Annotated in this window: 28 protein-coding genes; 13 read left to right on the forward strand and 15 right to left on the reverse strand. The window is 40.0% G+C overall.

The window, feature by feature from the left end:
- Window positions 1–161 precede the first annotated feature (161 nt).
- From GQR45_RS08680 to GQR45_RS08715, 8 genes are all read left to right on the forward strand, one after another.
- Window positions 162–605, forward strand: a complete 444-nt coding sequence (locus GQR45_RS08680; protein WP_165725686.1) for a MerR family transcriptional regulator — start codon at window positions 162–164, stop codon at window positions 603–605.
- Window positions 595–2,841, forward strand: coding sequence for a heavy metal translocating P-type ATPase (locus tag GQR45_RS08685; protein ID WP_165725687.1), 2,247 nt, complete (start codon window positions 595–597; stop codon window positions 2,839–2,841). The genes GQR45_RS08680 and GQR45_RS08685 overlap by 11 nt, the downstream gene beginning before the upstream one ends.
- 20 nt (window positions 2,842–2,861) lie before the next feature.
- Window positions 2,862–3,215, forward strand: a complete 354-nt coding sequence (locus tag GQR45_RS08690; RefSeq protein ID WP_007378488.1) for a cupredoxin domain-containing protein — start codon at window positions 2,862–2,864, stop codon at window positions 3,213–3,215.
- Between the two features lie 70 nt (window positions 3,216–3,285).
- On the forward strand, window positions 3,286–3,501 hold the full coding sequence (locus GQR45_RS08695) for a TIGR02450 family Trp-rich protein (protein WP_007585532.1): 216 nt from the start codon (window positions 3,286–3,288) through the stop codon (window positions 3,499–3,501).
- A gap of 615 nt (window positions 3,502–4,116) precedes the next feature.
- Entirely contained in the window at window positions 4,117–4,329 is a 213-nt protein-coding gene (locus GQR45_RS08700; protein WP_165725688.1) for a calmodulin, read from the forward strand.
- Window positions 4,330–4,507: 178 nt separating this feature from the next.
- Window positions 4,508–4,714: a calmodulin gene (locus GQR45_RS08705; protein ID WP_165725689.1), complete on the forward strand. Its 207-nt coding sequence runs from the start codon at window positions 4,508–4,510 to the stop codon at window positions 4,712–4,714.
- An 80-nt stretch (window positions 4,715–4,794) separates the two neighbouring features.
- Window positions 4,795–5,010, forward strand: coding sequence for an EF-hand domain-containing protein (locus GQR45_RS08710; protein WP_002958509.1), 216 nt, complete (start codon window positions 4,795–4,797; stop codon window positions 5,008–5,010).
- A gap of 233 nt (window positions 5,011–5,243) precedes the next feature.
- Window positions 5,244–6,191 carry an EAL-associated domain-containing protein gene (locus GQR45_RS08715; protein ID WP_165725690.1) on the forward strand — a complete coding sequence of 316 codons (948 nt, stop codon included), beginning with the start codon at window positions 5,244–5,246 and terminating at the stop codon, window positions 6,189–6,191.
- A 35-nt stretch (window positions 6,192–6,226) separates the two neighbouring features.
- Here the strand turns inward: GQR45_RS08715 and GQR45_RS08720 are convergent, their stop codons facing one another.
- Window positions 6,227–7,846: a M28 family metallopeptidase gene (locus GQR45_RS08720; RefSeq protein WP_165725691.1), complete on the reverse strand. Its 1,620-nt coding sequence runs from the start codon at window positions 7,844–7,846 to the stop codon at window positions 6,227–6,229.
- 142 nt (window positions 7,847–7,988) lie between these two features.
- Between GQR45_RS08720 and GQR45_RS08725 the strand changes: the two genes are divergently transcribed.
- The gene (locus GQR45_RS08725) at window positions 7,989–8,138 is read left to right on the forward strand and encodes a hypothetical protein (RefSeq protein ID WP_165725692.1); all 150 of its coding nucleotides are present in this window, start codon (window positions 7,989–7,991) and stop codon (window positions 8,136–8,138) included.
- Between the two features lie 106 nt (window positions 8,139–8,244).
- Here the strand turns inward: GQR45_RS08725 and GQR45_RS08730 are convergent, their stop codons facing one another.
- Window positions 8,245–8,484 carry an RNA-binding protein gene (locus GQR45_RS08730; protein WP_007585551.1) on the reverse strand — a complete coding sequence of 80 codons (240 nt, stop codon included), beginning with the start codon at window positions 8,482–8,484 and terminating at the stop codon, window positions 8,245–8,247.
- A gap of 256 nt (window positions 8,485–8,740) precedes the next feature.
- Between GQR45_RS08730 and GQR45_RS08735 the strand changes: the two genes are divergently transcribed.
- Window positions 8,741–10,027: a VCBS domain-containing protein gene (locus GQR45_RS08735; RefSeq protein WP_165725693.1), complete on the forward strand. Its 1,287-nt coding sequence runs from the start codon at window positions 8,741–8,743 to the stop codon at window positions 10,025–10,027.
- A gap of 80 nt (window positions 10,028–10,107) precedes the next feature.
- On the opposite strand, the gene lipA is transcribed toward GQR45_RS08735, so the two are convergent.
- The 13 genes from lipA to leuS all read right to left on the reverse strand — a co-directional run bounded on the left by lipA (window position 10,108) and on the right by leuS (window position 22,861).
- Window positions 10,108–11,073, reverse strand: a complete 966-nt coding sequence (lipA, locus tag GQR45_RS08740) for a lipoyl synthase (RefSeq protein WP_002958515.1) — start codon at window positions 11,071–11,073, stop codon at window positions 10,108–10,110.
- Entirely contained in the window at window positions 11,070–11,723 is a 654-nt protein-coding gene (gene lipB, locus GQR45_RS08745; RefSeq protein WP_010554695.1) for a lipoyl(octanoyl) transferase LipB, read from the reverse strand. The genes lipA and lipB overlap by 4 nt, the downstream gene beginning before the upstream one ends.
- Before the next feature lie 19 nt (window positions 11,724–11,742).
- Window positions 11,743–12,021, reverse strand: coding sequence for a DUF493 family protein YbeD (ybeD, locus tag GQR45_RS08750; protein ID WP_002958517.1), 279 nt, complete (start codon window positions 12,019–12,021; stop codon window positions 11,743–11,745).
- A gap of 175 nt (window positions 12,022–12,196) precedes the next feature.
- On the reverse strand, window positions 12,197–13,360 hold the full coding sequence (locus GQR45_RS08755) for a serine hydrolase (protein ID WP_010554697.1): 1,164 nt from the start codon (window positions 13,358–13,360) through the stop codon (window positions 12,197–12,199).
- 99 nt (window positions 13,361–13,459) lie between these two features.
- Entirely contained in the window at window positions 13,460–14,224 is a 765-nt protein-coding gene (locus GQR45_RS08760) for a septal ring lytic transglycosylase RlpA family protein (protein WP_165721388.1), read from the reverse strand.
- On the reverse strand, window positions 14,224–15,330 hold the full coding sequence (gene rodA, locus GQR45_RS08765; protein ID WP_007585558.1) for a rod shape-determining protein RodA: 1,107 nt from the start codon (window positions 15,328–15,330) through the stop codon (window positions 14,224–14,226). The genes GQR45_RS08760 and rodA overlap by 1 nt, the downstream gene beginning before the upstream one ends.
- Window positions 15,327–17,195, reverse strand: coding sequence for a penicillin-binding protein 2 (mrdA, locus tag GQR45_RS08770; RefSeq protein WP_165725694.1), 1,869 nt, complete (start codon window positions 17,193–17,195; stop codon window positions 15,327–15,329). Before mrdA ends, rodA begins: the two co-directional genes overlap by 4 nt.
- Window positions 17,196–17,204: 9 nt before the next feature.
- On the reverse strand, window positions 17,205–17,675 hold the full coding sequence (gene rlmH, locus GQR45_RS08775; protein ID WP_007585562.1) for a 23S rRNA (pseudouridine(1915)-N(3))-methyltransferase RlmH: 471 nt from the start codon (window positions 17,673–17,675) through the stop codon (window positions 17,205–17,207).
- A 37-nt stretch (window positions 17,676–17,712) separates the two neighbouring features.
- Window positions 17,713–18,030 (reverse strand): ribosome silencing factor, encoded by a 318-nt coding sequence (gene rsfS / locus GQR45_RS08780; protein WP_007585564.1) that lies wholly within the window; start codon window positions 18,028–18,030, stop codon window positions 17,713–17,715.
- Window positions 18,031–18,085: 55 nt separating this feature from the next.
- Window positions 18,086–18,721, reverse strand: coding sequence for a nicotinate-nucleotide adenylyltransferase (gene nadD / locus GQR45_RS08785; protein WP_165721389.1), 636 nt, complete (start codon window positions 18,719–18,721; stop codon window positions 18,086–18,088).
- 21 nt (window positions 18,722–18,742) lie between these two features.
- Window positions 18,743–19,780 (reverse strand): DNA polymerase III subunit delta, encoded by a 1,038-nt coding sequence (holA, locus tag GQR45_RS08790; protein WP_010554702.1) that lies wholly within the window; start codon window positions 19,778–19,780, stop codon window positions 18,743–18,745.
- A complete protein-coding gene (gene lptE, locus GQR45_RS08795) occupies window positions 19,780–20,271 on the reverse strand; it encodes an LPS assembly lipoprotein LptE (RefSeq protein WP_010554703.1) in 492 nt (163 codons plus the stop codon). Before lptE ends, holA begins: the two co-directional genes overlap by 1 nt.
- 1 nt (window position 20,272) lies before the next feature.
- Complete coding sequence (gene leuS / locus GQR45_RS08800) at window positions 20,273–22,861, reverse strand: leucine--tRNA ligase (RefSeq protein WP_165721391.1); 2,589 nt, start codon at window positions 22,859–22,861, stop codon at window positions 20,273–20,275.
- Window positions 22,862–23,057: 196 nt separating this feature from the next.
- On the opposite strand from leuS, the gene GQR45_RS08805 reads away from it, so the two are divergent.
- The 3 genes from GQR45_RS08805 (at window position 23,058) to GQR45_RS08815 (ending at window position 26,493) form a co-directional block, all read left to right on the forward strand.
- Window positions 23,058–23,516, forward strand: coding sequence for a zinc ribbon-containing protein (locus GQR45_RS08805; RefSeq protein WP_007585575.1), 459 nt, complete (start codon window positions 23,058–23,060; stop codon window positions 23,514–23,516).
- Window positions 23,517–23,593: 77 nt separating this feature from the next.
- Window positions 23,594–26,014, forward strand: a complete 2,421-nt coding sequence (locus GQR45_RS08810) for an AAA family ATPase (RefSeq protein WP_024591122.1) — start codon at window positions 23,594–23,596, stop codon at window positions 26,012–26,014.
- 2 nt (window positions 26,015–26,016) lie between these two features.
- Window positions 26,017–26,493 carry an FKBP-type peptidyl-prolyl cis-trans isomerase gene (locus tag GQR45_RS08815; RefSeq protein ID WP_007585579.1) on the forward strand — a complete coding sequence of 159 codons (477 nt, stop codon included), beginning with the start codon at window positions 26,017–26,019 and terminating at the stop codon, window positions 26,491–26,493.
- The last annotated feature ends 19 nt before the right edge of the window (window positions 26,494–26,512 follow it).

Below are 26,512 nucleotides of genomic sequence, written 5' to 3' on the forward strand. Positions count from 1 at the left end.
ATAACGAAACCTTTGCCTTGTTATCAACACGATTTTCTTGTCTTAAATAGGTTACTTAATTAAGCGAATTGGTATTATTTTATTAGTTTTAAAATAGTCATTGACCTATGTGTTGCACCTAGGTTTATTATGAAGCTACTGAAACACGACGGAGCTAAATTATGTATGTTAAACAACTCGCCAAGTTAATGGGCGTGACTGCCGATACTGTTCGTCATTACACACGTGTTGGGTTGCTTAACCCAATACGCAGTGAAGAAAATGGCTATCAAGAGTATACAAAGCAAGACCAGCAGCGTTTAAAGTTTATTATTAGCTCTCGTCAACTTGGTTTTTCACTCAAAGATATTCAACACATTATAGGCGAGTCAGAGCAGGGGAATTGTCCTTGTCCGTTAACGCGTAAACTCATTACTAAACGCCTAGAAGAAACCGAAGCACTATTTCAAGCAACATTAAAATTACGAAACAGAATGCATGCAGCTCTGGCGCAATGGGATACATCAGCCGATGGTGCAAATGCCAGTGACGTGTGTAGTTTAATAGAATCTTTTGTTGATCCAATAAACGATTCTGCAAATAAGGAGCAGCGTAATGACGACTAATACAAAAGACACCGCGCAAAACTTTATTATTGAAGGTGCTAATTGCGGCAGTTGTGTGGCCAAAATTGAAAAAGCCCTCAATAGTGTTCAAGGTGCGCAAAACGTGGAAATGAACTTTGCTGAGCGTACAGTACGTGTAGAAGGTAAAGCCTGCGAAAGCACGCTTATTAAAGCAGTCGAAAACATTGGTTATTCAGCTAAGCCAATGAGTAACGAGTCTGATCAAGATGCACTTGATGAAAAAGCAAAGTCGGACGAGGCACATTACAAAAAGCTAATGCGTAATATGATATTAGCGTTAGGGGTCGGTGCGCCGTTAATGATATACGGGCTTATTTTTGACATGAGTGTGACCACCGACACACAACGAATGGCATGGTTTTTAGTGGGTATAGTCACGCTTGTGGTTATGGCTATATCAGGTAAACAATTTTACAACGGTGCATGGCAGGCATTCAAAAACCATGCTGCCAATATGGATACATTAATAGCGCTTGGTACAGGTACTGCGTGGTTGTATTCAATGTTTGTGGTAATAGCACCAAACTTATTACCACAAGTCGCAAGACACGTATATTTTGAAGCATCATCGATGATCATCGGTTTAATTAGTTTAGGGCTCGCTTTTGAAGTAAAAGCACGTGGGCGCACCTCACAAGCAATTAAACGCTTAATTGGCCTGCAACCAAAAACTGCACGCGTAATTCGCGATGGGCAAGAGCAAGACATCGACATTAGTGATGTTGTAAAAAATGATGAAGTACGCGTACGTCCGGGTGAAAAAATCCCTGTGGATGGCGATGTTATTGAAGGCAGCAGTACGGTTGATGAGTCAATGCTTACTGGTGAGCCAATGGCTGTAAGCAAAAAAACGGGCGACAAAGTCGTTGCCGGAAGTATTAATAAAAGTGGCACCTTATTATTTAAAGCCACGCACATTGGTAGCGAAACCACACTTGCCAATATTATCAATATGGTAAAGCGTGCACAAAACTCTAAGCCATCAATAGGGCGCTTAGCTGATGTTATATCAGGAATATTTGTACCAACAGTCATGATTATTGCAGTACTTGCGGGCCTTGCATGGTTAAACTTTGGACCTGAGCCATCAATTGCTTATGCCGTTGTTGCAATAACCACTGTACTTATTATTGCGTGTCCTTGTGCGCTAGGACTCGCAACCCCTATGTCGGTTATGGTGGGTATTGGTAAAGCTGCAGAGTCAGGAATATTAATTCGAAATGGTGAGTCGCTGCAAACAACATCTAAAATCACCACCATGATTTTAGATAAAACAGGCACTATTACTCAAGGCACACCGCAAGTTACCGATGTAGTTACGTTTAACAACAGTGATGAAAATACAGTAATGCAACGTGTTGCAAGCCTTGAAAGTAGCTCAGAGCATCCACTGGCAGAAGCAATTACGGCACACGCTAAAAAGCAGGGCTTAGCTTTAAGTAAAGTAGCCGACTTTAACGCAATTACAGGTAAAGGTGTGACTGGCAGTGTTGACGGGCAAACATTGTTGTTTGGTAATAAAGCGCTAATGGATAAATATGATGTAGCCGTTGATGATGCAACCGAGCAAGCTCAAACACTTGCCAGTGATGCTAAAACGCCCATGTATTTTGCAAGTAATAATAAGCTCCAAGCTATTATTGCAGTAGCAGATCCTATTAAAGAGGATTCAGTTGAAGCTATTAAACGCCTGCAAGATAAAGGTATCCACCTAGTTATGCTAACAGGTGATAACAAAGCCACTGCACAAGCCGTTGCTAAGCAAGTTGGTATTGATGACTTTATTGCAGAAGTAATGCCCGATGATAAAGTAAACGAAGTAACAAAGCGCCAAGCAAACGGTGAAATAGTGGGTATGACAGGTGACGGTATTAACGATGCCCCCGCACTTGCGCAAGCCGATGTAGGGTTTGCAATTGGCACAGGTACCGATGTTGCAATAGAAAGTGCAGACATTACCTTAATGCGTGGTTCGTTACATGGCCTTGCTGATGCAATTGCAGTGAGTAATGCAACTATTTCAAATATTAAACAAAACCTATTTGGTGCCTTTATTTATAACGTGGCGGGTATTCCGATTGCAGCCGGCGTGTTGTATCCATTTTTTGGAATACTACTTAACCCTGTTGTTGCAGGTGCAGCTATGGCACTTTCATCGCTTACAGTGGTAAGTAACGCTAATCGCTTACGTTTTTTCAAACCAAATAAATCGTAATTTAAGCTAAGGAGTACATTATGTTGATGATTAATATAGGTGGTGCACTGTTAATAGCCGCAATTATTTATTGGTTTTGGCTATACAAACCAGAGCAAACACAAAGTGATGACAACAAAGTAACGATAGTCGTTGATAACGGTGTTTATAAGCCAGGACACATTAAAGTGGCAGCCAACAAAGAGGTTGTACTTACCTTTGATAGAAAAGACAGCGCGCCGTGCGCCGAAACCGTGGTATTTCCACAGCTTGATATAAGTAAAACGCTGGCAATGGGTGATGGCAACACAGTTAAACTACCCGCGCTTGAAGCCGGTGAGTATGATTTTCATTGCCAAATGCAAATGTATAAGGGCAAGCTAGTTGCTCAGTAACCTGAACTAAGTAGGTGTTGGGGTCGTATAGTTGCCTTATAAAAGTTACGAGTAAGAGTCGCTATATTAAATGAATAAATTAAACCCTAAAAAATTATTGAATAGTAAATGGACCGCAACACCTTCTATAAATAAAGAAAAACACTTCATTATTGTTGAGGTGGAATTTGATGAAGATGGTAATGTAATTGAGTGTATTACCGAGGCTGTTATGTCAAAAAATCAATATCCAATTAGTTGGCGAGATTTAAAAGATAACCAAAAGTGGCTACAAGGGTGGAAGTAGTTTAAATCTACATAATTTACCTCACTCCAATAGCGGCACATTTGCAGATAGCTGGCACACGATGTAGGTTTGCTTAACTCAAGCGAACCTATATTTTACGGCGCATTAAGTTATGAACTCAATGCTATAACTTAGCTCATATATCACATTCTTTCTGAGTAATTCGCCATTTGGCAACAAAACAGTTAATTTCAAAATATCCTTCCAAAATTTTTATAATTAATCTCAAAAATAATGTAACTGACTAATTATAAATGAATTAATTATTTAATAGTCGCGAATAAATCCTATGTTACTTCCATGTTCATATTCAGTTTATTTTGAAGACTAACCCAAACACCCCCCTTTTTGGCTTTTTAGCAAAAGTGTGTCTTTTTAACTAAATCTAACTAATTGATTTATATCGGTTTATTATTTTTAGGTAAATGGCTGTTGCTAAATAGCAACAATAACACCTCCTCAAATTAAGCTTCTCTCGCTTTATATTGTTTAACTCATTGTTTTTAAATAATAAATAAAAAGTGGCACCGAAGTTGTAATACCTAGAGTGTATTAAGCAAAACGTGATGAAAGCCAAAGGCCTTAATCGCAACAACCCAATGAAGGAATACTATTATGAAAACATTTCAATCAACACTAGTACTAATGGCGCTAGCTTCTTCATCAGCGGCTTTTGCAGTAACAGATTTTGATACGCTAGACGTAGATGGTAATGGCGCAATCAGCCAAGCCGAAGCATCAGTGGATGCTGAGCTTTTAAGCAAATTTGAAGAACTCGATACAAACCAAGATGGTGAGCTATCTGAAGATGAGTTTTCTAAGGCCTAAAATTAAAGCCTTAAGCAGTTTAAGCAGTTAATGCTCTGTAATGTTATCTAAATTCTGAGTTGCCAAAGACAACCTAAGTAGGCAAGGGAGCCTACTAAAAAGAATAACCAGGAAGTGACTAGAGAGCACTATAGAGCAAATTTATTTAGGACACCGCATACTTTTGAAGGATTAAATTATGAAAAAGCTACAATCAACATTTGTACTTATGGCTATTGTTTCTTCGTCAGTAGTATTTGCAAACACAGACTTTGAAACACGCGATGCAGTCGACAACGCTTCAATTAGTCGCTCTGAAGAATCGGTGCAAGTGATAGAGCAATTTGACGAGCTGAATGTTCAAAGTAGCGGTGGTCCGACAGAAAATGATTTTTTTGAATATTAATTTATAAACACTTTACTCCTAAAGGATCTTTGAAAAGGACTTCTTACCCCTAATCAGGCTCAAAGCCTAAGGAAACGATTATGAAAACATTACACAAAACTCTAGCACTTGTAGCCCTTGCTTCTTCTTCAGCGGCGTTTGCTGCGGTAGATTTTGATTCTTTTGATACTGATGGCGACGGCGTAATTAGTAAAACAGAAGCCCAAGTAAACTCGCAACTAGTACAGCTTTTTGATCAATTAGATGCAGATGGAAATGGCGAATTATCTAAAGAAGAGTTTTCGAAGGTTCAGTAACAGGCTCTATATTTAAGTTAGTCGTAAAGCCTTACCAGTCATACTCACAAAGCAGCTAAGTAATTAATACTTAGCTGCTTTTTTGTGCATTTAACTTAATATATTACTGTTTAGTCACCAAAATAGTGCAAAACTCGAGTTTTAATTTAATTAAGTTACTGATTATTAAGTTGTTTTATTATTGGTTTTAAACTTGCAAATCTATTTATAACTTAGGTCAATGAGTATTTAAAATGGCGCGAATGAGTTATATCAGTAGTGTTGAGCGCTACCACGAATATGAGCATGTAATACACAGCTTACTTGAATCTATTTTGATGAGTATTGAGGATGGGTTAACTAAGGAGCGTGATACCCGCTACCTGATTAAGCAGTACCCATTTTTAGAATTACAATATTGTTTAAATGCAGAAGGTTTGCAGCAGGGTAATAATGTCTGCTTTAAACGGGCATATAGAAAAAAGCTAGGTGAAAGTGGTAATCAACAAGATTTAAGCGAGCGCCCCTATTTTTTGAACGCTAAAACAAGTGATAGGGTGTGCTTTACTGATCCCTACATTTCTATAGCGACTAACCATTTATGTATATCGGCGATTAAAGAACTAAAAAAACCAATTAATAATCAACATTACTTGGTCGTTGATGTGAGCTTAACGCAGCTTATTGAGTTTGTAATGGGTGATACTGCGCGCGCTAATATGTCGCCTTACTTTAAAGCGGGTTACGGTATTATTGTTGCGTGCTTATTTTGCTTAGTATTATTTTTACTGAATATCGTTTTTAATGATATATACGCGCTATTAACCCATGTAGATACCTCATCAGACCCACTTGAACCCTTTAGTATCATTATTTACATCACCCTAGCATTAGCAGTATTCGATTTAGGTAAAACAATACTCGAAGAAGAAATCCTTATGCATAAGGATATTTTTAGGCACTCATCTACGCGGCGCACTATTACACGGTTTATATCTACCGTGTTAATTGCTATATCAATTGAGGCGTTGTTAACTATGTTTAAAGCGGCGTTGGGGCAATCGGAGTATTTAATGCCTGCAATAGCGATGATGCTTGCAGTAGTGGGGCTTTTAATTGCACTAGCTATTTATGTTTATTTAGGAGCAAAGGCCGAAACGCTATTAATGCGGGCTCGTTTAAAACAAAAATCCTCCAAGTAGGAGGATTTTTATATTACATAACTATTAATAGTTATTTATTGTTTATCTTGCGCGCGTTTGGCTTTAAAGTCAGACTCGCTCGTCCACTTTGGCCAATCGCCATTGTTTGCAAGTTGAGTGGCTATATCAACAATAAGATCTATATCTTGCTTAACACCACCTAACGACCAATCAGCAGAGTAGTCGTCTGCTTCTTTATGGTACTTATGCGCAATGTACTCAGGATCGGTATCGCCCAGGCTCATAAATAATAGACTAGGCACACCTTGCTTAGAAAGTGAGAAATGATCAGATCTAAAAAACAAGCCATTTTGCGGGCGAGGATCCATTTTAACAACACGACCTTGTGATTTTGCAGCCTTTGCTAAATAGTTTTCCATTGTCGATAAATCTTTACCGTATTGTAAAATGTAGTCAGTGCCATCAAGCACGTTCATGCCATCAATATTTAATAGACCGACCATTTGTTTTGTAGGTACAACCGCACCCGATGCAAATTCTTCAGAACCAATTAACCCCGTTTCTTCTGCTGTAAAGTTAGCAAAAATAATTGAGCGTTTAAATGGTTTTTGCTTATTCATTTTGCTCATGATGCGTGCTATTTCAAGCGTGGCTGCAGTGCCTGAAGCGTTATCTACTGCGCCGTTATAAATCTTAGGGCCAGTATCAGTTTGTTTAGTACCAAAGTGGTCCCAGTGAGCGCTAATAACAACGTATTCGTCAGGTGATTCGCTACCTGTAATTTGTGCAACTACGTTATGCGATTTTGCATGAGATACTTCGTTTTTAAAGGCAAGGTTTGCTTTTAAGTTAAGTGGCGTCGCTTTAAAGTCATCATTTAATGCTGCTTGTTTTAAATCTTGATAGTTAAGCTTTGCGGCGTTAAACATTTTCTCAGTCGCATCAAGTGTTAGCCAGCCCATAACCGGTAATTTAGACGCGTTTAAATTGTTATCCATTAACGTGTATTTAGTGCCGGTGTTTGAACTTTCAACTACGCCCCAAGGGTATGCCGCAGGTGCTGTTTCATGAACAATAAATACAGCCTTTGCACCTTGGCGAGCGGCTTCTTCATATTTATAAGTCCAGCGACCGTAGTAGGTCATTGCATTGCCAGTAAAAAGGGCATCGTTTTGAGTAGCAAAGCCTGGATCGTTAACTAGCACAACCACTGTTTTACCAGTTACATCAATATTTTTATAGTCATTCCAGCTATATTCTGGCGCATTAATACCATAGCCCGCAAATACAACGTCAGAGCTTCTTACATCAATTAATGGCTGAAGTTGCTCGGTACGTGCGGTAAAGTCTTTGCCTGATTCAAAGCTCAAATCACCTACCTTTAACTGCATGTCCTGATTAGCTGTCACCATTGCCATTTTTACAGGCTGTAAGTATTTACCTTTATAAGCACCGGTTAAACCCAGCGCTTTATATTGCTCGCTTAAGTAGCCTACTGTTTTCACTTCGCCATGAGTAAGCGGGCCTCGGCCTTGAAAGTCATCAGAGGCTAGCGTTTTAATATGCTGTTTAATATTGCTAAGGCTTACACCGGCTGTATTTTCTAATGGGGTTTGTTCGCTTGCAGGCTCTGAGCAGCCAAAGAGTGCAACTAGCAGGCTTAGGCTAGCGCTTTTTAAAAGAGTAGATGCCATAGTCTTCATATTGTTATTTAATTAGGCTTTCAATATAAAGGAAGCACCGCAGCGATGTCGAATTTTTATAGAGAACTTTTCATTCAATTGCAGATTGATTTTATAAGGTGTATAAATAACGAACAACCTAAAGGAGCACATAATGAGCCAATGTAAAAAAAGTGGGTATTTATTTATAGCTAGTGGCATTGCATTTTTTGCTGCTGCAAAATTAGCTGAGCAGGAGACATATTTTGTGCTGTCTGCTTCTTTTATAATATTGGGCACTATAAGTATAAAAAAAGCGGCTTAATAACCGCTTAGTTTTTTTAGCTAAATATAAAGCTTAAATACAATACTTGGCACTAAAAGCAAAAAACCAGCATTAGCTGGTTTTTTAGTATAAGTTGCAGTTAGCTTTATGCGTCTGCAAGCTTTACGCGGATCTTACTTTTATCAACAGTAGATTGGTTAAGTGCTTTAATGGCGCTTTTACTTTCTATGTCGTTTGGCATTTCTAAAAAGGCAAAGCCTTTAGATTGGCCAGTTTCTTTATCAAGTACCAAGTTGCAGGTAGTCACTTTACCGTGCTCTGCAAATAAAGTACGAAGCTCATGCTCAGTGGTAGCACGAGACAAGTTACGAACTAATAGTTTCATAATGAACCTAAATAATTATGTCAGTACTAATTATCTCAAGTAACTCAGCTTTAACCTAATTTTATTTTAAAACATATATAAATAAACGTTCTATAGGAATAATTGTTTGTATCACACTGAAAAAACATAGCTTTTATAATTTTAAATGGATTGCCATTAAATTGGTCATGTTAATTGGTAATTGAGTTGTGGTTATTTGCATAGTTAATTGGTAAGTTTATGTTTTATTAACTTACTATTAACTATAAAGCTAACAATGCCTAAATATAATCTTAAACTGCGTAATGTAATTACAACCGCACTTCTATCTTGTTTAGTTGTTGGTTGTGGCAGCTCTGGCTCTGATTCTACGGTGCAAAATAATGACGCGATTACTTTAAAAACTCCAGCAATAATTGGTGGTAATAGCCGAGGCGAAGTTATTAGTGATAGTAATGATGCAATAACAGGCTCATTAACCATTACTGATCAACAATCCGGTGAGGCTGCTTTTATAGCACAAGAAAATAGCGCTACAAGCTATGGTTTTTTTAGCTTAAATGCTGGTGGATATTGGTCATACACACTTGATGATTTAAATGCTTCAATAACATCTTTAAGGGAAGATGAAAAACTGCAAGACACAATAACAGTAAACTCTTTAGATGGTACTGGCGCACAAATTATCATAACAATTGTTGGTGCACCAATAACTCAAGCTGATGGCTTTGAGAGTATCTCGCACGTGTTATTGCAATCAGATGGCGTAGATTCGGGACTTGGCGCATACACACTTATTGAAAATGCATTCGGCGAAGGGTCAATTGAATCTCCAGATTTATACGCTGGCAATCATGAAAGTGTTGTCCATATTATCGAAGATACCGATACGATAATTGGTAGCCATTTTGTATTTTTAGCCCACCGAGATGATGACCAAGATAAAGACAAAGGTGCAAGTGACAGGCAACGCAACGAAATAAAAACCTACGATAAATCACCGCAAGAAACACTGGCGTTTGAGGGTGAGACATTTCAATACAGCTGGAAATTTAAAGTAAGCAGCGAGCTTGAGCTTACGAGTAAGTTTAGCCATTTTTTTCAAATAAAAGCCCGTAACGAGAGTAACGACAACACCAATGGTAATGACGATCAGCCTATTATCACTCTCTCGGGTGCGCAAAAAAACAGTACAGGCAATCAACTGCAAGTGCGGTATAGCGCAGGCTTTGACGAAAACGGTAACAGCACGGGTCTTGATAAAAACTTAATTGAAACCGACTGGTCTTTAATTACAGATGAATGGGTCGAGGTATTTGTACAAGCTACATTTAGTGAAAGTGGTAAGCTTGATATGACATTAACGCGCTTAAGCGACAACGCAGAGATATTTAATATAAGCGAGCAAAACATAGATATGTGGCGCGGCTTTAATGATGATGATTTTGCTCGTCCTAAGTGGGGAATATACCGCTCAATTGTTGAAACCGACAGCCTTCGAGTTGATGAAGAACGTGTTAGGTTTGCTGATTTTTCTATCACAAGAGGTAAGTTAGCGCAGTAAGCTATTTTATCAATTAGCATGAAAAAGCCGTTAATAATTATGCATTATTAACGGCTTTTTTTATTCTTTGATAAAAGTGGTTATTTTACTTCTTTGCCCGCTGCTTGTTGATCAGCATGGTAGCTTGAGCGTACAAACGGACCTGAAGCCGCGTGAGTAAAGCCAATTTCGTCTGCATACGCTTTTAAGCCGTCAAACTCTACTGGTGGCACGTAGCGTTTAACCGGTAAGTGATGCTTAGAAGGTTGTAGATATTGGCCTACAGTTAGCATGTCAACGTTGTGTGCACGTAAATCGCGAAGTACTTCTTCAATTTCGCTAATTTCTTCACCTAAACCTACCATTAAGCCTGATTTAGTTTTAACTTCTGGGTGAGCTTCTTTAAAGCGACGAAGTAATTCTAATGACCATTTGTAGTCAGCACCTGGGCGAGCTAGTTTGTATAAACGTGGCGCAGTTTCAAGATTGTGGTTAAACACATCTGGTGGCGTCTCGATTAATATCTCTAATGCGCGGTCCATACGACCACGAAAATCAGGTACTAAAATTTCGATAGTGATAGTTGGATTATGTTTACGAATCTCGCGAATACAATCGGCAAAATGCTGAGCACCGCCATCTCGTAAATCATCACGGTCAACTGAAGTGATTACAACGTAGCTTAGCTTCATATCTTTTATAGTAAGTGCTAGCTTTTCAGGTTCAGTGGCATCAGGTTTTAATGGGCGACCATGGGCAACATCACAAAATGGGCAACGACGAGTACAAATAGCACCTAAAATCATAAAGGTAGCTGTACCGTGGTTAAAGCATTCAGATAGGTTAGGGCACGAAGCCTCTTCACATACCGAGTGTAAGCCATGCTTACGTAGCGCTTTTTTAATGCCGTCAATGCGATCGGTTGATTTAGGTAAGCGAATTTTTAACCATTCTGGCTTACGCAACATTTCAGTTTTTTCTGTAGGTAAAACTTTTACTGGGATCAACGCCATTTTTTCTGCGTCGCGTAGTTTTACACCTGGTTCCATTTTGACTGGTTTATTCATTCGTTTTCAAACCCTTCAGTATGCTTAACCTGTGTTGCATTAAGCTTCTTGATCATGTGTTTCACCAATCCTTCACCTGCACTTTCTAGGTTTTGAGGACCATCTAATTCTTTAGTTTGCACCATATTCATGCCCGCATAACCACATGGGTTAATGCGTAAAAATGGACTTAGGTCCATGTTAACATTTAATGCTAAGCCATGAAACGAGCAACCACGACGAACTCGTAATCCAAGGGATGCAATTTTGCTGTCGTTAACGTAAACACCGGGTGCATCAGCTTTAGCATAAGCTTCAATACCATACTCGGCGAGTGATTCAATAATGCACTCTTCAAGCCATGTAACCAATTCACGTACACCAATCTTTAAACGACGTAGATTAAATAATACATACATCATTTGCTGGCCAGGGCCGTGATAAGTTACTTGTCCACCACGGTCAACTTTAATCACCTCAATGTCGCCAGGAGCTAGTAAGTGTTCGTCCTTACCAGCCTGACCTTGGGTGAATACACTCTCGTGCTCTACAAGCCAAATTTCATCTGGCGTATTTTCATCACGGGTGTCGGTAAAGTCCTGCATTTTTTGCCAAATTGGCATATAACGCTGACGACCCAGTTGGCGTACGATCAAAGTGTTTTCGTTCACAACAAATCTCAACTATGGCTTAAAGCATGTGGCGTACGTCATCAATATTGCTGATCACGTTGTAAATTTCTTCAATGTGTTTGCCACTGGTAACCGTTGCTACAAGGCTTACTGACTCGTAATTACCTTTGCTGCTTGGTTTTACTTTAGGGGCGTAATCGCCAGGTGCTATTGGTTGTAACTTAGCTAAAATTTGATCAGTTAAGTTTACATTAGCTAAACCCATTATTCTGAATGTAAATGGGCAAGGGTACTCTAGGTACTCATCAAATTTAGTATCTTTAACAGGTTGAACCACGACGGTGACTCCTCATACAAAAGTGTGGACTCTATGCAAGCTCGAAGCTTAATACAGATAGGCAATTAGCAGTCTTGCTTATATGGGGCGCATTCTAACATTTTTCAAGCAAAAAAAAACGCCTCACAGTGGAGACGTTTAAATTAGTTACCCTAGTTAATAGGGGAGCTATAAATTACTGCATGATCTGTAAACGTAAGTAATCATAAATTTTGCTAAAGAAGCTGCCTTCTTCCACTTCTTCAAGTGTTACTAGTGGGTATTGAGCAATATCTTCGCCCTCTAGTTGTAAGAATAACGTACCTACTTTAGTACCTTTAGCAAGTGGTGCTTCAAGTGTGTTATCTAGCTCAAAGTTGGCTTTAAGGTTTTTATGCTGACCACGTGGGATAGTAATCGGTGTATCTTCTAAAATACCTAAAGATACATTTTCTTTGTTACCCATCCAAATACGTTGTTCTGCAAAGCTATCGCCTGCTTTGTACGGAGTAATTGTTTCATAAAAACGAAAACCATAGTTAAGTAGTTTTTTACTTTCTACTTTACGAGCTCGTTCGCTGGTAGTACCCATAACAACAGCAATTAAACGCATATCGTTTTTAGTTGCTGAGGTAACTAGGCTGTAGCCAGCTTCTGATGTATGACCAGTTTTAATACCGTCAACATCTAAGCTTTCGTCCCACAATAATGAGTTACGGTTATATTGCTTAATGCCGTTATAAGTAAACGATTTTTGCTTATAAAGTGCATATTCATCTGGCACATCACGAATAAGTGCAGCACCAAGTGTCGCCATATCGCGAGGCGTTGTGAAGTGCTCGTCAGTATCAAGGCCGTGGCTGTTGATAAAGTGGCTGTTGCTCATACCTAATTTAGCAGCATGGGCATTCATTAAATCAGCAAATGCGCTTTCGCTTCCAGCAATATGCTCAGCCATTGCAACACATGCATCATTACCTGATTGGATAATAATACCGTGGTTAAGCTGATCAACACTAATTTGCTTACCTACTTCAATAAACATCTTTGAAGATTCTGGGAAGTTTTTAGCCCATGCTTTTTCGCTTACCGTTACCATATCGGTAGTGGCAATATTACCTGCTTTAATTTCAGTACCAATTACATAACTGGTCATCATTTTAGTTAAACTTGCAGGTGCTAGCTGTGTATCGGCTTCACCTTCCGCAATAACTTTACCTGTTGTAAAGTCGACCAAAAAATAACCTTTTGCATTAACTTGAGGTGGTGCCGGAATAATTTGGGCGCTGGCTGAAAATACGGCGGCTGTACAAACTAGGCCGCATACACCTTTGAGGATTTTATGTTTAATAGATTTCATCATACTCATTAATGGTTAAAGTTAAAGATTCGCGTTACGCCATTTTATACCCAAACCACCCCAAGATGCGAGCATCCTGGGGTAGTTTGGGTATTAGTCTTACTGAGTGTAAAGCAAGAACGCGTTTTGAAATTGATTTTGTTTTAATTTTTTTAATACTTCGTCTGCATGAGGGGTGTCTTTTATTGGCCCTAAATGCAGTCTGTAAATATCGTCTTTTTGCACAATATTTGTTGGTAATTTGTATTGCTCTCGCAATGTGCTGGCAAGTGCTTCAATATTAGCAAGTGTACTACCTGCAGCTACCTGAATATAGGTTTGACGCGCAGTTGCGCCCGCAAGCGTAACGGCTTCTAGCTTAACCTTTGCTGTACCATGGGTGTAATAGCCAAGCTTATAAGCGGCTGCGTACGAAAGGTCAATTACTCTATCGTCATGAAACGGGCCCCGGTCGTTCACGCGTACGATTACCGACTTACCATTTGCTGTATTGGTTACTTTAACAAAGCTAGGTAGCGGCAGCGTTTTATGCGCTGCGGTCATGGCAAACATATCATACGTTTCACCATTTGAAGTGTGATAACCATGAAATTTACGACCATACCAAGAGGCAATGCCTTCTTCACTAAAGCCTGTTTCATCAAGCATGGGTGAATAACTTTTACCAAGCACTGTATATGGGCGACTAGCGCTGGCACTTTTAGTAACTTCGGTAACTATAGCGTCTTGCATCTCAAGTGTAGTTGGGGCTCTTAATGGTGCTGCATCATGGCGCATGCTATAACGGCTACTTGAGCCGCTACTACATGCACTTAAAAGCAAAATTAATAACGTGGTAAATATAAGCTGGTTAGTGTGTCGCATTATTTTAAAAGCATCCTTTTATCTGTTGCGATTGACATAATAATGCCAAATCCTGCCATTAACGTCACCATCGATGTACCACCATAACTAATCAGTGGTAAAGGTACGCCTACAACAGGTAATAAACCCGACACCATGCCTATGTTTACAAATACGTACACAAAAAAGGTAAGGGTGAGTGCGCCTGCGAGCAATTTACCAAATGCATCTTGTGCATTAACAGCAATGTATAAACCACGGCCAATAATAAATAAATAGAGACTAAGTAAAACACATACGCCAAATAAACCAAATTCTTCGCTTAAAACCGAAAATATAAAGTCGGTGTGGCGCTCTGGCAAAAATTCTAATTGCGATTGCGTACCAAGCAGCCAGCCTTTACCTTCTATACCGCCTGAGCCAATAGCAATTTTAGATTGAATAATATGATAACCCGAACCGAGCGGATCGCTCTCAGGGTCTAAAAAGGTGAGTACACGCTGCTTTTGATAATCGTGCATACCGTAGTGCCAAAATGGCCATGCGGCAAGCGCTACAATAGAGCTTAAAAAGCCGATTAAACGCCAACTTAATCCAGACAAAAACAAAACAAATATACCTGAACTTGCAATAAGTATAGCGGTACCTAAATCGGGTTGTTCTTTAATTAATAATGTAGGGAGCATTACAATCATAAAGCCAATAATTAAGTGCATTGGCCGAGGAGGTAAGTGGTTACGCCCTATATACCAAGCTACCATCATAGGGACTGCCAGCTTCATTAATTCTGCAGGTTGAAACCGTGTCACCCCTAAATCGAGCCATCGCTGTGCGCCTTTTGAGCTTACGCCAAATAAAAGTACACCCACTAGCATTAATAAACCAACGCAATAAAGTGGGATCACTAAACGCTTTAATGTGGCAGGCGAAAACTGGGCCAAAACAACCATAGCAACAACCGCTCCGCCCATACGAGTCATGTGCCTAATCATCATTGAAGAGTCTTGGCCGCTTGCGCTGTAAACAACCATTATGCTACCAGCCATCATTATGAGTAATGCAATAAGCAGTGGTAGGTCTAGATGCATACGCATCCAAATAGAGCGTTTATCGTGCAAAGCGGTCATGGTGTATCGTTCCTTGCAAGATTAACTGGATTGGCTGCAAAGTAGTAATCCATAAGTTGGCGAGCAATTTGAATACCACCGTGGTTGTTTTCTAATACAACAGAAACCACAATTTTAGGATCGTTGTAAGGTGCAAACCCTACGTAAATTGTGTTGTCACGCTGGCGCTCTTTAAGCGATTCTGCATCGTAGCGTTCACCTTGGGCAATACTAACTACCTGTGCAGTACCCGTTTTACCAGCCGAGTCGTAGTTAGTGCCTTTAAATGCTTTGTGCGCTGTGCCTGATATTTTTTGAACTGTATTATGCATTGCATCTAACGATACTTGCCAATGGCGTGGATCTTTTAAAATAACAGGAGGTTTTTCTTCGTTGTTAATTTGCGTTATGTCGCTATCTTTTTTTATTACTTGCACCAAATGAGGTGGATGATTAATACCACGATTAACTAATATGTTAGTCGCATTTGCAATTTGAATTGGTGTAGCAGTCCAGTAACCTTGACCAATACCTACTGAAATAGTATCACCACGCCACCAAGACTCTTTAAAGCGTCCTTCTTTCCATTCTTTTGAAGGTAGAATAGCAGTAGTTTCTTCATGAATATCAATACCTGACAAATCGCCGTAGCCAAAACGGGCCATAAAATCACTGATTTTAGTAATGCCTAACCGATAAGCCGCATCGTAAAAATAGGTATCGCACGACTCTTCAATCGCCTTGTATACATCCACATGACCATGGCCCCAACGTTTCCAATCTCGCCATTTGTGTTCAACATTTGGAATTTGAAAAAAACCAGGATCCCACATTGATGTTGATTCATTTACTATATTTTCTTCAAGCGCTAATACAGCCATTAAGGGTTTTACCGTAGAGGCAGGGGCATAACGACCTTGCGTAGTACGGTTTATTAACGGACGGTCTTGGTTAAGTAACGCTTTATAATTTTTGCTGCTAATGCCGTGTACAAATAAATTTGGGTCGTAACTTGGGTTTGAATAAAGCGCCAGCACGCCACCATCTTTTGCATCCATAACTACAACAGCGCCACGCATATCTTTAAGCCCATGCTGTGCAATTTGTTGCAAGCCAATGTCTAAGGTAAGTACTAAATCGCTACCAGGTTGTGGCTGGGTCATGCTTAGAGTGCGAATTACACGGCCACGGTTATTAACTTCTACCCGTTGTGAGCCCACTTTACCGTGCAATGTCTCTTCATAGTATTTTTCTAATCCGAGCTTGCCAATATCATATGTAGCACGGTAATTGGTTGCACGATCTTCTTGTTCTAATTGGTTTAGCTCTTTTCTATTAAGCTTGGCAACATATCCAAGCGCATGCGTTAGCGTGTCGCCAAATGGGTAGTAGCGAGCCAGACGTGCCTCAATACTAAAACCAGGGAATTTATGCTGATTAACCGAAAATTTCGCCACTTCTGTTTCGTCTAAGCGGGCTTTTAATACTTGTGATTTAAAACGACGGGTGTGTTTTATATCTTTTAAAAAGTCTTGTTTATCTTGCTCTGTAATCGCAATTATTTTACTTATTTGCTCAAGCGATTCGTCAAGGTCATCTACCTCTTCGGGGATGACTTCAAGGTTGTAAACAGGTTTGTTTTCAGCAAGTAGCACACCGTTACGGTCGTAAATTAAACCACGGTTGGGTGCAATAGGAATAACTTTAATGCGGTTATCGTTGGAGCGGGTTTGGTAGTCTTGGTGATCTTCTACCTGAATAGTATAAAGATTAGAAAGTAATACAGCGACTAATCCTAATACAAAAACAAAACCCACGAATGCTCGCCTAGCAAATAAGTTTGCTTCTGCGGAGTGGTCACGAATAGTGGGTCTATGTTTTAGCATGGCAAGGGGTTACTCGCGATGATAAGGATGGTTGTTATTTAAGCTCCAGCCTCGGTAAAGGCTCTCTGCAACAATTATACGCACCAAAGGGTGCGGCAATGTTAAATTAGATAACGACCATTTTTGCTCAGAAGCTGCAATGCACTCTGGAGCAAGTCCTTCAGGTCCGCCAATAAGTAAACTTACATCGCGGCCATCGAGTTGCCATTTTTCCATATTTTTAGCAAGTTGGTGAGTATCCAGCGCTTTCCCTGTTACCTCTAACGTTACAATACGATTGCCTTTTGGAATAGCCGCTAATGTTTTTTCACCTTCAATGTGTAAAATACGTTTTATATCTGCATTTTTACCACGTTTTCCGGCTTGAATTTCAATTAACTCTAGGGCCATATCTTTAGGGAAACGTCGCTGATATTCTGCAAACCCCGTTTCTACCCATGCTGGCATTTTAGTACCAACAGCAATCATTTGTATTTTCACGTATTACTTCCAAGCATTGTCTAAAATGAGTGAGCGTTTAGCCCCACAGTTTTTCTAGATCGTAATAGCTACGTGCTTCGTTTTGCATCACGTGTACAACCACATCACCTAAATCAACCAGTGCCCATTCGCCGTCGCCTTCACCTTCATAACCTAGTGGCTCTGAATCTGCATGACGCGCTTCTTTTGCTAAGTGATCGGCAATTGACTGTACGTGGCGTTTAGAAGTACCAGAACAAATTACCATGTAATCTGTGATATCTGATGTTCCAGTAACGTCAATATGAACGATGTCACGCGCTTTCATATCGTCAATTTTGTCCATAGCAAAGGCGAGTAGTTGTTTTGAATCCAAGGTTTTGTCTCAATTTAAAAATTTAATGGCGCGCATTTTAACACGCTAGGAGTTTTTAAGCATCAATTTGATAGAGCTGATGCACTTCTATGTAATGACTCACTGCATCGGGCAATAGTTCATTCTTTTTATTACTTTTTTTCAGTTGTTCGCGAATGGTGCTTGAGGCCGCATCGAGCATTTCGCCCGGTAAAAAATAAAGTTTACCTGCAAGTGAGTGTTTAAGTGCCGCTACTTCGCCGGCATTTGCGCGTTGCATATAGCTTTTGAGCTCACCTGTTACAGTGCAATGTTGAGCAGGGCGCTGGTACACCACAATATGGCAAAGCTGCGTTATTGCCTTCCACTCAAACCATTTATCTAGGTTGTTAAATGAGTCCATACCAATTAAAAATAAAATAGGTGTAGTGGGGTGCTCTTTACGAAGTTCTTGTAAGCTCAGCAACGAATACGATGGACCGGTTCGATTAAGTTCTCTTAAATCGAGTTCAAAATGAGGATAAGGTGCAATAGCTGCGTTGAGCATATTAATTCGGTGCTCTGCACTAATACCCGGAGCTGCTTTATGTGCAGGTAATGCACAGGGCATAAAATAAAGCGTATTTAAATTAAACGCATTTACGCATTGCTGCGCCATATTTAGATGGCCTAAATGGACTGGGTCGAAAGTGCCACCAAAAATTGCGATCATTTAACACCCATTAGCTATTTATTAATTAACCGCGTGGCACGGCATAGGAATGTTGAGCGGCTGGCAAAATTTAATACAAATATGAGCAAGCGCTTGGTAAGGTGCAATTAAATTACCTTGCTTGTAACTGGCATCAAACAACGCAACATCACTGTTTATTTGTTCTAGTGTATGCATGTTTAAACGGTTAATAGCATTTTGAACTGGACCTTGTTGGTTTTTCCAAATTGCTTTTTGTTTAAATAAATTAGCGATAGGTTCGCCATTTAATAAACCAAGTTGCACGCTTATAAGTGTATTAAGCTCTTTGGTTATAGCCCACAAAATACTCACCACTTCGGTGTTATCGCTGGCAAGTTTGTTTAATACTTTTATAGCTTGTTTAGCGTGACCATTTAATAGCGCATCGCTTAAATCAAAAATATCAAACTTGGCTTGGTTTAATAGGCCTTGCATTACTAATTGCTGAGTAATTAATGCATTGCCGTGCAGTAGCGAGAGCTTCTCAAGTTCCTGAAAACAGGCTAACAAGTTGCCTTCGGTGGCATTTATTAAGCTTACTTTGGCGTCGCTTTGCATATTAAGTGATAAACGTTGGCATTGCTCATCAAGCCATCGTTTTACATGAGAGCCCGTAAGCGGGTAGCAAGGTACAAATACACCTTGCTTATCAAGAGCTTTAAACCATGCTCCACGTTGTACTTCTTGGCTGGCTTTAGCGCCTTTAACAATTAAAATAGTATCGGGATTAACCAGCTCAACCACTTTTTTAAAGGTGTTGCTGCCAATAACGCCTGGCTTTTGTTGGTTTAAATCAAGCTCAATAATAGTGCGGGCGCTAAACAGCGACATACTTTGGTACTGGGCTATAATTTCTTGCCAATCGAATCCTTGCATTAAAGTAAACTTAATTACTTCATCAAAACCTTGTTGCTTAGCACTGTCGCGAATTTGTTGTACGCACTGCGCTTCTTGAAAAGGCTCTTCTCCAAATACTAAATAAAAGGGCTTTAGCCCTTTATTTAATTCACTCGGTAGTTGATTAGCGTAGCAGCGCATTATAGTTGCGACAGCTCTCTAACAATACGACGACTGGCTTGCTCACGAATTTCGCTAATAAGTAGCTCAAGCTCTTTTGCTTTTGCTAATGCATGATCCGGATCGTCTTGGTAATTACGGTAAAGCTCAAAACGTTTTTCTATCGCTTTTTCACCTGGGCGTTTAACTACATACGATACGCCATAAGCGAGCTCATATTCAGCAACTTGGCCGTTTTGAAACAGCGAAAGTGTTTGGCGTTCAATGCTTTCTTTGCGTAAATACAATTGGGCTTTATCTTTAGCTGACGATACTAACTCTACGTTACTCGCTTTAAGCTCTTTTTTAAGCTCAGTGAATAAAGTCGATTTTTCGTCATCGCCTACAAGTGTTAGCTGTTTTAAGTTATCAGGCAGGCTAGAGGCTTTTTTTAAATGAAAGCCACAGCTTGATAACAAAAAACAGACTAGCACTAAGGCTAGTCCATTTTTAATGGCGTTAAATGCAGCCATATTAGTTAGCTACCACGTTAAGTAGCTTGCCTGGTACGTAAATGATTTTACGAATGGTTGAGCCATCAGTAAATTTAGTGACGTTAGATTCTGCAAATGCAAGGGCTTCTACTTGCTCTTGAGTTGCATCAGCTGCCACTGTTAACTTAGCGCGAAGCTTGCCGTTTACTTGTACGATGATTAGTTTTTCATCTTCAACAAGTGCAGACTCGTCAACTTTTGGCCATGCAGCATCTAAAATCTCACCTTTTTTACCAAGCTCTTTCCAAAGCTCATGCGATAAATGCGGAGTAATAGGTGCAAGCATAATAACTAATGCTTCAAGTGCTTCGTTAGCAATCGCTACATCTTGTTTGTCACTCAGTGGTGCTTTTAATAACTTATTAGAAAGCTCCATAATGGCTGCAATAGCGGTGTTAAAGGTTTGACGGCGTTCAACATCATCAGTCACTTTAGCAATTGCTTTGTGTAAGTCGCGACGTAGTACTTTTTGCGGGTTAGTTAGCGCTGATTTATCAAGTGCTTGGTAACCTACTGTTTTAACGTCTACCGCGTATTTCCATACACGTTTTAAGAAACGATGTGCGCCTTCAACGCCTGAGTCTGACCATTCAAGCGTTTGCTCTGGTGGTGCAGTAAACATCATGAATAAACGCACTGTATCTGCACCATACTGGGCAATTACATGTTGTGGGTCTATACCATTGTTTTTAGACTTAGACATTTTGCTCATGCCTGATGAGAATACCGGCTCGCCGTCTTCTTTGTGCCATGCTTTAGTAACGCGGCCTTTTTCGTCGGTTTCGGTATTTACATCAGTTGGCGAAATCCAAATATCGCCGCCTTTTTCATCTTTACGATAAAATGTTTCAGCAAGTACCATACCTTGACAAAGTAAGCGGTCAAACGGCTCGTCTGAATTAACTAAACCAAAGTCACGTAATAATTTATGGAAAAAGCGCGAGTACAATAAATGTAAAATTGCATGCTCAATACCACCAATGTATTGGTTTACTGGTAACCAGTAGTTAGCAGCCGCAGGATCTAGCATGCCTTCGTCGTAGCGTGGGCTACAGTAGCGTGCGTAGTACCAAGACGACTCCATAAAGGTGTCAAACGTATCCGTTTCGTGAAACGCAGGTGCGCCATTTACTGTTGTTTTAGCCCACTCTGGGTCTGCTTTAAGTGGTGAAGTTACACCGTTCATTACCACATCTTCTGGTAAGCGAACTGGTAGCATATCTTCTGTTGCAGCAAGTTCTTTACCATCTTCATCGCTAAGCATTGGAATTGGAGAACCCCAATAGCGCTGACGGCTCACACCCCAGTCACGCAGGCGGAAGTTTACTTTACGCTCACCAACACCGAGTGCTTCTAATTTATCGGCAATCGCTTTAAAACCAGCTTCAAAATCAAGGCCGTTAAATTCACCCGAATTTACAAGTACGCCTTTATCGGTAAATGCTGATTCTTTTAGGTTTACTTCAAGATCTGAACCTTCAGCAGGCGCAATGACTTGTTTTATATCTAGGCCGTACGCTGTTGCAAACTCAAAGTCGCGTTGATCGTGTGCAGGTACTGCCATTACAGCGCCTGAGCCATAATGCATTAATACAAAGTTAGCAACCCAAATTGGTACTTGCTCGCCCGTTAATGGGTGAGTTGCGTAAAAGCCTGTTGCTATGCCTTTTTTCTCCATTGTTGCCATGTCTGCTTCGGCAACTTTGGTGTTTTTGCATTCTTCAACAAACATTGCAATAGCATCGCTATTTTTAGCGGCTTCTTGCGCAATAGGGTGACCACCAGCAACAGCAACATACGTAACACCCATAAAGGTATCTGGACGTGTTGTGTATACGCTAAATGTTTCGTCGTTATCGGTGCGTTTAAATTCAATATCACACCCTTCAGAGCGGCCAATCCAGTTGCGCTGCATTGTTTTAACTTGCTCTGGCCAATCTTCTAACTTGTCTAAATCGTCAAGTAGCTCTTGTGCGTAGTCGGTAATTTTAATAAACCACTGTGGAATTTCTTTTTGCTCAACCACAGCACCTGAACGCCAACCGCGACCGTCAATAACTTGCTCGTTAGCGAGTACAGTTTGATCGACTGGATCCCAGTTAACTGTCGACATTTTTTTATACACTAGGCCTTTTTCGTAAAGCTTAGTGAAAAACCACTGCTCCCACTTGTAGTATTCTGGATGACATGTCGCAATTTCGCGATCCCAGTCATAACCAAAACCTAATTGCTTAAGTTGGGTACGCATGTAATCAATATTTTCGTATGTCCACTTAGCTGGTGCTGTTTTGTTTTTAATAGCAGCGTTTTCTGCAGGTAAACCAAACGCATCCCAACCCATAGGTTGCATTACGTTTTTGCCTTGCAGGCGCTGGAAACGAGAAACAACATCACCAATGGTGTAGTTACGCACATGACCCATATGCAGTCGACCACTCGGATAAGGGAACATAGAAAGGCAGTAATACTTTTCTTTGCTCTCATCTTCAGTGACTTTAAATACCTGGTTTTCTTCCCAGTAGCTTTGTACTTTTGACTCTATATCTTGCGGGTTATATTGCTCTTGCATCTATGGTTCCAGACTTCTTGCAAACTAATAAAAAATTGCCGTTAGGATACCCCAAATAAAACACTATTCACAGCGTCAAAAACATGCTTTTATTAAATTGTAACTTTCAGTGCAGGTTAACCTGCATTTTTATAGTGTGGTTAGCTAAAGACATAAGTTACAGACTGATTTAACAGCAATTTTGAAGGAGTAAAAAATGACTGATTACAAAACATGGCTTAGCAGTTTTACCCATTGGATAAAAGATGTGAAAGAGCATGGTTTAAAAGATGTGGTTTCTGGGTTTGTTGAATCTGAGCAGGCGCTTAAAGATTTAAGTCAAGAAAGATATGAGCTCTACAAAAGTTATTTAAAGAATGATATTGAACATATAGTAGAGAACGAATCACACTATAATTCGCTTGCATGGCAAGAGCTTAAAGAGTCTCTTTGGTTTGAACTTTCGCACATAGAAGATAAAACTCAACTTGAGTGGCAATCTCTTAGCCAAGATTTTAAGCACAATGGTGTGTATCACGCAGGCGAATGGATAGCCATGGGCACATTAGTATGTAAGAATTGCACCCATAGTTACGATGTTTATCACGCTACACAAATTACACCGTGTATTGAATGTGATGGAATCTATTTTAGTCGTAAGGCACTGCACCCTTAAATATAAGTATTAAGTGGCTGCGGGCCACTTAATACGCCCAAAGGCCAGCGAATATGCTGGTAAAAAAAGAAGTTAGAATGACGAAAAAATTGCTGCCACTATCTGTTTCAAAGCTCGCACCGAGTATTTCTACTAATCACGTAAACACGTGTATGAACAATCCATACCCAGAGCAACTTACGTTTATAGGCCAACAACGCGCCCAAAGTGCTTTAGATTTTTCATTAGGGATGGAACTGCCGGGTTACAACGTTTATGTAATGGGCGAGGCCGCTCACGGGCGCTTTACGCTTGTTAAAGATAAACTTAAACAACACGCAAAAGACCGCTCAACGCCAAACGAATGGTTATACGTAAACAATTACGATGACCACAGAGAACCTATTGCGCTGTTTATGCAACCAGGCCAAAGCAAGCAACTTAGTGACGATATAGATTCATTTTTAGATGAAGTGCTCGACACCTTTCCTGCGGCATTTGATAACCCAGCGTATCAGCGTAAGAAAAAATCAATCGATCGTGAATTTAACGATGCCTACGACAGTGCTATTACCGCAGTAGAAATTGCGGCGTTTGAGCAAAGCGTTGCATTAGTTGAAGAAAAAAATTCAGTAGGGTTTGCACCACTTGTAGATGGTAAACAATTAAGCGACAGCGAATTTGGCGAACTTGAAGAAACGTTACGTGAAGAGTTTTTTGAAAAAATTGAAAAGCTAGAAGATGCATTAATAGAAGCGTTAATAGAGCTGCCACGTTGGAAACGCGAATCAAAAGAAAAACAACGCAATCTTAAAAAATCGACTGCAGAGCAAGCCACTAAACCACTTTTAAAAGACTTAGAACATAAATACGCAACTCATATTGGCGTACTGCGTTATTTAAAAGATATACGCGTTGAAATTATAGACGCGGTACTTGAATGGCTAGATGACGAAGACGAAAGTGAAGAAAGCAAAGAAGACTTTGATCGCAAAGGCATGCTTACCGACTTTTTTGCACCTAACATTTTAGTTGAGTTTAAAGAGGACGACGCAGCACCGGTTGTGTACGAGCCTAATCCAACGTTTGGCAATATATTTGGCAAAATTGAGTACTCAACATCGCAAGGCTCTTTAATTACCTGTTATCGCTCAATTCAGGCTGGTGCATTGCATCGTGCTAATGGCGGTTATTTAATTATGGACGCTGAAAAAATCATGGCAAACCCACAAGTGTGGGATGGTTTAAAACTCGCGTTAAAAACACATCAAATTAAAAACGACTTACCGTACCAAGACAGCACAGTAGGGACTAGCTTTACACTTCGCCCGCAGCTTATACCGCTCGATGTTAAAATTATTTTATTAGGTTCGCGCGAGTTGTACTACACCATAGGTGAATACGACGAAGAATTTGCAGAGCTATTTAGAGTATTAGCCGATTTTGATTACTACTTGCCAAGTAGCGATAAATTGCAATACCAGTTTATTACTAAAGTAACCGAGTATTGCGAGCAAACATTAAAGTGCACTGCAACGCAGGCTGCTATGGTGCGTTTACTTAAATTTAGTTACCGCCAAGCTGAGCATCAAAATAAATTATCAGCGCGTTTTGCTGATGTACTTGAACTTATTGCAGAAGCCAGTTACTACGCAAAACAAGACAAATTAGCCGTTATTGACGCGCACCATATTGACGAAGCCATTGAAGGCAAGCAATACCGTACCGGCCAAATTAGCGAAAATATGCTCAGTGATATAAAAGAAGGTCACACACTTATTGCAACCGACGGCCAAGCCATTGGTAAAGTAAATGGCTTAACCGTATTACACATTGGCGATACCTCATTTGGTACCCCTGCGCGTATTACGGCAACGGTTTATGCTGGCGCCGATGGCGTAATAGATGTTGAACGCGAAGCTGAGCTTGGTAAAGCAATTCACTCAAAAGGTGTTATGTTGCTTACCGGTTATTTAGGTAATAAATATGCGCAGCACTTTAGCTTAACGCTTAGCGCTAATATTGCCATTGAGCAAAGCTATGGTTACATAGATGGCGATAGCGCGTCTTTAGCAGAGTTGTGTGCGCTTATTTCGTCTATTACAAGCCTACCTATTAGCCAATCAATTGCGCTTACAGGCTCTATAAACCAACATGGTGATGTACAAGCCATTGGTGGCGTAAACGAAAAAATAGAAGGCTTTTTTAAACTGTGTAAAATGCGTGGTTTAACAGGTTCGCAAGGCGTTATCATTCCTAAATCAAACCAAGTTAACTTAGTGCTTGATGACGAAATACTTAATGCGGTTGAAGCGGGTAAATTCAATATTTACGCAGTTGAAACCGTAGACCAAGCGCTTAACTTGTTAATGGATATAGAAGCTGGCGATATTATTGATGACCAGTATCCAGAAAACTCAGTAAACGGTATTGCACTTGCTCGCCTCAAAGAGATTGCCGACATAGTAAACGGCGATGATGACGAAAAAGACGAAGAGCTAGATAACGAAAAAGGTTAATGATGATTAATATAATTTTGGCGGTAGTTATCGCCATTTTTTGTTTTTTAATATTTCAAAATAGTAAAAAAGCAAAACAACAAGCAGGCATAAATGCACAAATAGGTGCAGATTATTTAGCCGCTAACGCAAAGGTAGAAGGTGTAGTAGAAACGACTTCTGGCTTGCAGTATAAAGTAATCCATAAAAGCGAAAACGAAAACACACCAACCCCAAAAAGTATGGTTAACGTGCATTACCACGGCACACTAATCGACGGCACTGTGTTTGACAGTTCAGTAGAGCGTAAAACACCTATTAGCTTTGGTTTGCACCAAGTTATTAAAGGTTGGACTGAGGGCTTACAACTTATGAGCCCCGGCGATAAATACACGCTATATGTACCGCACCAATTAGCGTACGGCGAAAAACGTGTAGGGAGTATTCCTCCTGCCTCAGTACTTATATTTGAAGTAGAGTTACTGGCAATTGAGTCTTAGTGATCAAATAACAAGGAAG

It is taken from the genome of Pseudoalteromonas sp. SA25, from assembly GCF_011378705.1.
GTDB lineage: Bacteria > Pseudomonadota > Gammaproteobacteria > Enterobacterales > Alteromonadaceae > Pseudoalteromonas > Pseudoalteromonas arctica.